The sequence below is a fragment of the Bacillus sp. AFS040349 genome, assembly GCF_002577655.1.
Lineage (GTDB): Bacteria > Bacillota > Bacilli > Bacillales > Bacillaceae > Metabacillus.
Genome location: NZ_NUMC01000107.1, coordinates 1 through 8,331, shown reverse-complemented (window position 1 = coordinate 8,331; position 8,331 = coordinate 1). Strand labels below are relative to the sequence as shown.

8 protein-coding genes are annotated in these 8,331 nt (G+C 32.9%); 4 read left to right on the top strand and 4 right to left on the bottom strand.

Annotated elements, in window-relative coordinates; translation table 11 throughout:
* The first annotated feature begins 337 nt into the window (after nucleotides 1-337).
* The 3 genes from COD11_RS20520 (at nucleotide 338) to COD11_RS20510 (ending at nucleotide 5,450) form a co-directional block, all read left to right on the top strand.
* Nucleotides 338-1,012 carry a hypothetical protein gene (locus COD11_RS20520; RefSeq protein WP_098798733.1) on the top strand — a complete coding sequence of 225 codons (675 nt, stop codon included), beginning with the start codon at nucleotides 338-340 and terminating at the stop codon, nucleotides 1,010-1,012.
* A 93-nt stretch (nucleotides 1,013-1,105) separates the two neighbouring features.
* Nucleotides 1,106-3,976: a 3'-5' exonuclease gene (locus COD11_RS20515; RefSeq protein WP_098798732.1), complete on the top strand. Its 2,871-nt coding sequence runs from the start codon at nucleotides 1,106-1,108 to the stop codon at nucleotides 3,974-3,976.
* 766 nt (nucleotides 3,977-4,742) lie between these two features.
* Nucleotides 4,743-5,450, top strand: coding sequence for a V-type ATP synthase subunit I domain-containing protein (locus tag COD11_RS20510; protein WP_098798731.1), 708 nt, complete (start codon nucleotides 4,743-4,745; stop codon nucleotides 5,448-5,450).
* Between the two features lie 38 nt (nucleotides 5,451-5,488).
* Here COD11_RS20510 and COD11_RS20505 read toward each other — a convergent pair whose 3' ends face one another.
* Complete coding sequence (locus COD11_RS20505; RefSeq protein ID WP_098798730.1) at nucleotides 5,489-5,857, bottom strand: hypothetical protein; 369 nt, start codon at nucleotides 5,855-5,857, stop codon at nucleotides 5,489-5,491.
* Complete coding sequence (locus tag COD11_RS20500) at nucleotides 5,854-6,063, bottom strand: helix-turn-helix transcriptional regulator (protein WP_098798729.1); 210 nt, start codon at nucleotides 6,061-6,063, stop codon at nucleotides 5,854-5,856. Before COD11_RS20500 ends, COD11_RS20505 begins: the two co-directional genes overlap by 4 nt.
* Nucleotides 6,064-6,165: 102 nt before the next feature.
* Here COD11_RS20500 and COD11_RS20495 point away from each other — a divergent pair, with 102 nt between their 5' ends.
* Nucleotides 6,166-7,083 (top strand): S8 family peptidase, encoded by a 918-nt coding sequence (locus COD11_RS20495; protein ID WP_098798728.1) that lies wholly within the window; start codon nucleotides 6,166-6,168, stop codon nucleotides 7,081-7,083.
* A gap of 105 nt (nucleotides 7,084-7,188) precedes the next feature.
* Here COD11_RS20495 and COD11_RS20490 read toward each other — a convergent pair whose 3' ends face one another.
* The gene (locus COD11_RS20490) at nucleotides 7,189-8,196 is read right to left on the bottom strand and encodes a sensor histidine kinase (protein WP_098798727.1); all 1,008 of its coding nucleotides are present in this window, start codon (nucleotides 8,194-8,196) and stop codon (nucleotides 7,189-7,191) included.
* Nucleotides 8,193-8,321: a winged helix-turn-helix domain-containing protein gene (locus COD11_RS20485; protein ID WP_483296307.1), complete on the bottom strand. Its 129-nt coding sequence runs from the start codon at nucleotides 8,319-8,321 to the stop codon at nucleotides 8,193-8,195. The genes COD11_RS20490 and COD11_RS20485 overlap by 4 nt, the downstream gene beginning before the upstream one ends.
* Between the last annotated feature and the right edge of the window lie 10 nt (nucleotides 8,322-8,331).

Here is an 8,331-nt window from a genome sequence, read left to right as displayed (position 1 = left end):
TTTTTTAGTTGCCAAATACATTGAGAGACAATCATATTCAAATTAACCCTTAAAAAAAGTGTAAAAACTCTTCCAATTCCCCCTTTGATATCCGATATATAGAGTAGTAGATTTTTTTAAAAAGGAATCTCAATTATATTATCTTCACAAGATCATTCTATATAAAAGTGCAAGTATCTTGGCAGTAAGCAGTAATTATAAAGGTGTTGGTTTATAATCAAGTAGATCCTCTTTCATATAATCCGAGATTAATACACTTACTAAATTTTATATATTATATCAGATTACATTTCTAACCTTTATATATTTGCAAAAGAAAAAACAAGTGGGTGGCAGCATGAGTTTATTAAGCTTCTTAAAGACGCATAAAGATAAAAAGTTCCAGGAACGTCAGGTACAACATTCAGAAGAAGTTACGGAAAATTCACGAATTAGTCAGCTTGAAAAACAATTAGAACAGTTAAAACAAGATTCATTAATAAAAGAAAAAGTTTATAACCAGGTAAACTCGGCATTAGCTAATTTTGAAAAGCTTGGAGAGGGGCTAAAGTTAGCTGAGTTAGAGAAACTGAAAGTGAGTTACCATGAACTTGAACAAAAAAATATAGAACTCTCAAAGCGACCTTCAATAGAAGAGTATAAACTTAAAGATAATCAGGTTATGCAACTATCGGAAAGGTTAGAACAACTAACGGTTTCACAAGAAGCGCATAAAAAAATAGAGTTGCACACGGAGCAGCTAAAACAAGAATTGCACAAAAAGGATAATAAACTTAAAGAGCTAGAAGTTTTGGTTGATAAGCACGAAAATGAGAATTATAATCTCCGATTGGAACTTAAAAATAGTAATACGATTAATAAGGAGTTAGATGATAGATACACTAATTTGCGTACTGAACACGATTTATTACAAAGTGAGTATAATCAACAGCTACAGTTAAATAATCAACTTCAATTGCAAATTCAGGAAATAAATACACAGATGGAGCAAGTACAACAATTACTAGCATAAACCGCCTCAACAAACGAGACCCTCTATAGGGAAGAAGAAAAGCTTTCAGAGGACAAATCATTTGTATCAAATGAAAATGATAGATTAGATGAAGTGCTCGGGAATATAGAAGCTGTAAAAGGCAAATCTATAACACCATTTCTTCTAGAGGAAAAGAATACAGAAACGATTGTTTTTGATGAATTAATTGAAGAAGAATCAGATGAGAGTGAGCTATTTGTCGAGAGAGATGTTGATGACAATCAGGTGACCCAATCGATGTCAGAAGTGTTGCTGAAAACAGTTCCAGTAAAAGACGAGAGTGAACCACCTTCAATTCCAGTTTATGATGCATCCTCATTTTTATCACGTAAAGAAGAAGCGGAATATGACTATTTAAAACAAGTAATAAAAGAAATTAACTCGTCTATGCAAGAAATTACTAAAATTAATTTTGATGATACGTATGAAGTAGATTATTCAACAGCATATGTAGAGGGGATTTTGCGGAAACGTCATCATGAAAATAACCAGCGCTTACATTATATGAAGGAAAAACCTTATATAGGAAGGGTAGATTATGTTTCAACAGACGGGGCAGAAACGATGTATATCGGAGAGCAGGGGATTGATGGTTATGTTACCTCCTGGAAGGCAGAAGCCGCCTCTCTCTATTTTTTACGTACAGTAGGGGTACCAATTGCACATAATACACTTGGAGAAACGATTGTTGATTATATAAGACAAATTGATATACAAGCTGGAAAAATTATAACCCTACATCCACCAATTACTGCAACAAGTCAATATATCAAAGATGAAGGGTTAGTATCTTCTCTTGAGAGTAAACGTGGTTTAGATATGCAATCAATTGTTGCCACATTACAGCGAGAACAATATGAAATTATTCGTTTACCAATGACACAATCAATCATTATTCAAGGGTCAGCAGGTAGTGGAAAATCGGCGATTGCACTTCATAGATTAAGTTACCTATTATACAAATATAAAAATTTAAAGCCAGAAAGTGTTGCAATATTAGGACCGAATGAAGCATTTTTAAAACATATTAAAAATGTCCTACCTAAGTTAGGTGATTTTGGTATAAAACAACCAACTTTATTAGACTTGGCTAGTAACATTTTAATGTTGTCTCCTTCAAAAATAAAGCGTCATAAAGCTGCAGATTTAGAAACAATTAAAATTAAAGGCTCCTTAGAGTTCCGAGATATTGTAGAACGTACTACGATTAACATGTTCAATGATCTTCGAATCTGGGCAAATGCGTATACTTTTAAATTAATTTCAATTCCTATCGTACCCATATTAAGGGAAATGGAGAAATATCCGCACCTCACTCTAAAAGACCGTGAAAATTTGTATTTTAACTTTTACTTAAAAAGTTTACAGCAAGAATTAAAGAATGAAAATGATTTAAAACAACAGCTCGAGCAATGGGTGAAAGAGAAGGCAAAAGAAATTGAAAAGCAAGCTGGATTGAATTTACTACTAAATCAAATCGAGTTTATTTCGGATGAAATAGTCCAATTAGGAAATCAATGGGTTGATGATGACACTATTCATAAAGCCAAACGTTCTGATAAAACTAAAAAGAGAATGGAGTTAAGCCGTCAAGCTTTTATAACGGAGATACAGAATACTATTCAAGTGAAAATGGAAGAACATCATTCAGTTCTTCAAAAACTTATCCCAGTCTGGATCGACGAAGCTGTTATTACAAAAGAATGGCACTATTCAATACAATGTGAACTTAGAAAAGCAAAAGAAGTTATTATATTAAATCATATTAAAAAGCAATCAGTTGAAGTGATTAAAGTAGATACAGAGAACCCTAGTATTCAAAATCAGCTTCAAGAAGAGCATGAACGTGTTCTTCAACAATTATCATTGGAACAACAAGCATTCTATAAAGAAAGAAAAGATATGATACAGCGAGCATTATTGGAAGAAACCTTAATGAGGATTGAACGAGGTTACAATAGGCAAATTACTAAAGAACTAAAATCTCGTTATCAGTTAGAATACGGCTTTGCAAATAACTATTCAGGTTTTAAATTTGAAGAAAAACGCAGTCTTTCGTCTGATGAGATGGACATGTTAAAAGTTTATGTAAAGAAGCATCTAGAACTTGATTATTTAGATTGTTTTGATGAATCGATAAGAGTAGCTATTTCAGAAGGCCTTCTACCAGATAACCATTCACGTGATATTTATTATGAAGATTTACCTGCATTATTGCATATTATGAGACTACTGAATGGTGTAGCCAATGAAAATAAATTATCTTATTTAATTGTTGATGAGGAACAAGATTATATGCCATACGAAATTGTTGAGTTAAATGCATTAACAAGGAAAAATGGATTAATGTTAATTGGAGATTTAGGACAAAACTTAAATCGAGCAAGTTCCTTACAAGATTGGCATGCCCTTTATCCATTAATTGGGGAGCCAGCTTACTATGAATTACAAGCTACGTATCGTTCAACAGCACAAATTGTTCAAGTTGGTAATGAGATTATCCAACCATTTGCTACAGGGAAATATCAGCTTTCTACAGAGACATTCCGAGATGGTGAGGATGTAGAGTGGGTAGAAGTTTCGGTTGATACAGAAGAGAAAAAGCTAGTCTCTATTCTAGAAGAGGCTATATATACTCATAAGTATGAATCTGTAGCAGTGGTGGTTAAAGATGAAGCATTGCTAAAGCATTATCATTATATGATTGATCCATATTTCTCTGTTGCCATACAAACTGCTGAGGCATTACCTACAAATGTGAAGGTAGTCATTACGACACCAACTGCTGTAAAAGGATTAGAATTTGAAGTAGTTGTTATTGCACGCTTTAATGACTATCAACCTACAGACTTTGATCGCAAATTGGCATATGTTGCGACAAGTCGAGCATTACATCAATTGTATATAACATATGAAAAGGGAAAAGAATGTTTGATTAAATAAGGGAAGACCCTAATAACTAATGCTAGTATATCGTAGAGAACAAATAGTAAGGAAATATGCGTATGTAATATTTATTAAAAAAAGCTAAGAGAGTTTTTATGCTTAGCTTCTTTTATTCTTTTATTCTTTTATTCTTTTATTCTTTTATTCTTTTAGTCATCTTTGTCTTCTCCTTGAAATATTCCCTCTTTTGTAATGATTATCTATTACTATCATTAGTTATTAATAAGGACGGAATGTATATCATACCTCTAAAAATGTTCTAATTCTTTGGCGAATATGCAAAGCAATGGTATGTGGCACTAGCTGCACTAGTATTGCCACTATGAGATCATTGTTGTATATATGTTTCTATCAAAGTTTATTATAAAAAATATTTCGGATGGAGCGGTTAAATAAGAAGGAACGTTTTGGACAGTCCCTCGTGCAAACAAAACAATGATAAAGAAGCTTATGTGAAAACATCACATGGGCTTTTTTATTGCTCTCCTCCAAGCACCTTGGTTAATGCTAGTTTGAAGAATGGGAAAAGGTACCCGTATCAACTTATATGGACTTTATTCCGTCCCAGAAAAATTAGGTTATTCATACTATAAAACGATAAAAGACATAAAATAATCGGATATTGTCGAATGTCGGTTACTTTTTAATTAATTATACGAGGATAATAGTACCTAATATGGAAAATGCTGTTGAAATTTGTTTGTTACTTAACCTATCATTATGGTGCAAACGCGTTGTGCATTAAAAATGAAGGAGCGGAAATATGAAAAATCAATTTTGGGGAACAGTAGTAAAGCTTGGAATGACCTTATCTTTGGCAGTAACAGTTTCATTTTCTGGACTGGGTAGTATTGCTTCTGCAGAAGAAAAAGAGAGTAATGTTGTATCTCCCGTACCTAATATAGAGGAATCTGTAAAAGAGTACGTTGATGCTACCAAAAGCTTCAGTTCTAAAGAAAAGAAAGAATTAACAAAGATCGCAAAGGCAAATTTAAGTAGTCTTAATATGGTTAAAAAAAGTGATTTAGATCTTAATAGTCCAGTTATTAAAGCTCTAAATGATGGTACTACATTTGTTCAATTCTTAATTAAAGATTCTAGCAAATTAGAAGATGTTAGTGGTGTTTCATTCGTAATTGATGAAAAAAAAGAAATAGTTTCTAAAAATGAGATTTATGTAAAATTAATAGATGAAGAGAGTGCAGAATTACGTTTGTTTACAAATGGTGAAGAGGTAATTAGTGAAACATTAGAAAAACCAGATGTGATGCCACAGTGGTCTTGGAGTGTTCTTAACAATTGTCTAGCATCACAAGGTATTTCCTGGACAGTTATTGCAATTATTGGTGTTGTATGTGGTGGTATTTGTCTAGCAACAGCTGGCGCGGGTTGTGTATGGTGTATCATGGTTGAAGCATCTGCATCAGGCTCTGTTGTATCAGTATGTGTGAAGAAAGCAGCAGAGGCATAAAAACTAAATTAAAAAGCTTTCTATATATAGAAAGCTTTTTAATTTTTCTTTGCCACAACCACTAGAGAGACAAAATAGGTGATTATGATCAAAGAAACATATAGATTCATAACGTGAAAAATATTACTAATTACTTCTAACTGTATGATAACAAACAGTAGGATCGAATAGAGTAGCACAAAAATAATGGAGTAATACGCGGCTTTCTTTTTAATATCGCTTGCTCGCTCATCATTGTTCTTTAAATGTGGATGTAAATTGTACATTCCGAAAGAAACAATGGCCAAAGCTAGAATGATAAAAGAATTAAAGTTTACACTAGCTGCTAAGAAAGATACAAAGGACATGAACAGAAAAATTATTGAAAAGAAAACTCCAAGGAATATATATGTTTTTCTTGTATTCATTTATCTTCATCCTCCTGATTGTAAATGAAAATTTCCTCAACCGTTAAGTTGAAGATTCTGGATATTTTAATGGCTAGAACTAATGATGGATTGTACTTTTGCTTTTCAATCGAAATAATGGTTTGCCTGCTTACATTTAACATGTTTGCTAAGGTTTCCTGAGAATACTTATGTTTTTTTCTAATTTCCTCTAATTTGTTTTGCATTCAAAATGATACCCCCCTGTAATATGATTAATTCAATGATAATGTAAAGTTAACTTTACGTAAAGGGAACTTTACAATTTAGGTACGAAAGGACTAAAAAACATGAAAAAAGTATTTTATATATTCATTGCACTATCTGTATTGTGTCTTTCTGGATTTGGAGTTTATAAAGGAATTGAGACGAAGGCACAGATTGGTTTATACAATAAGCCTATTGAAATTGTGAATGGACAAGATATCCTACCTTATAAGGAAAAAACTCCTAAAGTTGCTATTATTGATACTGGGATTGATTTGACGAATAAGTTTTTGTCAGAAAGTAATATCTCGCAGAAATCATTAAACCTTATCTCTTCTAGTTCTCAACAGCTTCATGGAACAATGGTAAGTGGAATTTTAGTAGGAGATGGTAATGGGAAGTCGCAACCAGGGGGATTAATACCTAATAGTGAGATCGTATCAATACAAGCGGGTACCGACATGGGGTTATCTTCTAAAGATTTGGCAGAAGCTATTAATGTGGCAATAGAAAAAAATTGCAAGATTATTAATATTAGTCTTGCTACCAAAAAGAATACGGATGTATTAAAAACAGCAGTAGAGAAAGCCCTATCTAAAGGGATAATCATCGTTGCTTCGGCTGGAAATGAAGGAGAGTCAGAGAATTTTTATCCAGCTGCTTATGAGGGTGTAATTGGAGTGGGAAGTATTGACTTAAAAGGAAATATAATGGGAACTCCGAATCTCAATAATATTGATATTTTTGCACCTGGTAAGGATATTTTAACAACAACAGTAAGCGAGGCAGGTAAAGGATTATTTGAGGGAAGTTCGGCAGCAACACCGATTGTAACAGCTGCCTTTACAACGTTTCTTTCAATGTACCCAGAATTAAGTGCAGAAGAACTGAAAGAGGCAGTTATTGCGAATGCCTCTGAAAAAGAGAGTGATGGAACGAGATACAAAGTATTGAACTTGCAAAAGGTGATTAATGAAGGTGAAAAGGTTTTTAAAGAATAGTTTTAGAAAGTTGTACGAGTATTATTCTATGAAACTATGGGACAGGGGACTGTCCCTATGACTTTAAGAAGGTAACTACTATATTCATTACCGACTTCTCAGCTTTTAATTTAGAATATTCAACCTATCCGGAAAGAATATCTTTATTGTTGTGCCACTTTCATCTTGGGACTCCGCTTTTATTAATAACCCCAGCTTTTCACATAATGTCTTACACAGGTATAACCCCATCCCTGTAGACTTAGCATAGTCTCTTCCATTTGTCCCTGTAAAGCCTCTATTAAAAATACGTTCAATATCAGATTCGATTATGCCAATCCCATTGTCACTTATTTTTAAAACTGTTCCATTCTCTATCTTTCTTGCTGAAAAAGATATTTTAAGCGTTTCACTCCGATATTTAATGGAATTGTCGATAATTTGCTTTAAAATAAATACGATCCACTTTGAATCAGAAGTCACATTCAAATCGAGATGATTTGTTTCAATCTTGCCATTGGCACGAATGAGACTTAGAGATAAAGATTTAACAGCTTGGTTAACAATTGATTCAAGTGTGAACGTTTCAATTTTATAATCCTGATTTAATGTACTGCTTCTTGCATAGAATAAAGCTTGCTCAACATATTCTTCTATTTTGGAAACCTCTGCTTGAATAGGAAGATTTTCTTTTGTTCTACTATTCGTAAGGATTAATTTTAATGCTGTTATAGGGGTTTTTATTTCATGTACCCATAGCTCGATGTAGTCATGATATTCACGCTCAGCATTTTTTAGTGATGCGATACGGTCATTCATCACTTTTGTCGCACCCTTTAAAACTTGATAAAACACCTGTCCAGAATAAAATGATGGCTCTTTTACTATGTCAGCAATGAACGTTTTTTCATCAAGTTGTTCAAAAACATCCATTAGCTCATCGTAATATTTTTTCATCCGATAAAACTCAATGATCATCGAGCAGAGAAAGAAAAAGAATTGAATGATCGTTACCAGTATGATCAAACTTACATTAGCTCCATATAGGTAGAAAATCATTAAGATGATAAGAAGAGCGATAAGGTTCAAAAGGACTGAAAATTGTTTTTCTTTAATAAACTGAATCAGGCTCATATTTGATAACCCTGTCCTCTCTTGGTTAACAAGTAGTTTTTTAGTCCTATTGATTCCAACTTCCTTCTTAATCTAGCAATATTCACATTCAGTGTGTTTTCATCAACAAAATCCCTGTATTTGATAAATTAGATT

What these genes read in the sequence shown, in the direction of transcription:
- COD11_RS20520 (WP_098798733.1), top strand. Translation starts at nt 338, where the DNA reads ATGAGTTTATTAAGCTTCTTAAAGACGCATAAAGATAAAAAGTTCCAG.
- COD11_RS20510 (WP_098798731.1), top strand. Translation starts at nt 4,743, where the DNA reads ATGAAAAATCAATTTTGGGGAACAGTAGTAAAGCTTGGAATGACCTTA.
- COD11_RS20505 (WP_098798730.1), bottom strand. Translation starts at nt 5,857, where the DNA reads ATGAATACAAGAAAAACATATATATTCCTTGGAGTTTTCTTTTCAATA.
- COD11_RS20500 (WP_098798729.1), bottom strand. Translation starts at nt 6,063, where the DNA reads ATGCAAAACAAATTAGAGGAAATTAGAAAAAAACATAAGTATTCTCAG.
- COD11_RS20495 (WP_098798728.1), top strand. Translation starts at nt 6,166, where the DNA reads ATGAAAAAAGTATTTTATATATTCATTGCACTATCTGTATTGTGTCTT.
- COD11_RS20490 (WP_098798727.1), bottom strand. Translation starts at nt 8,196, where the DNA reads ATGAGCCTGATTCAGTTTATTAAAGAAAAACAATTTTCAGTCCTTTTG.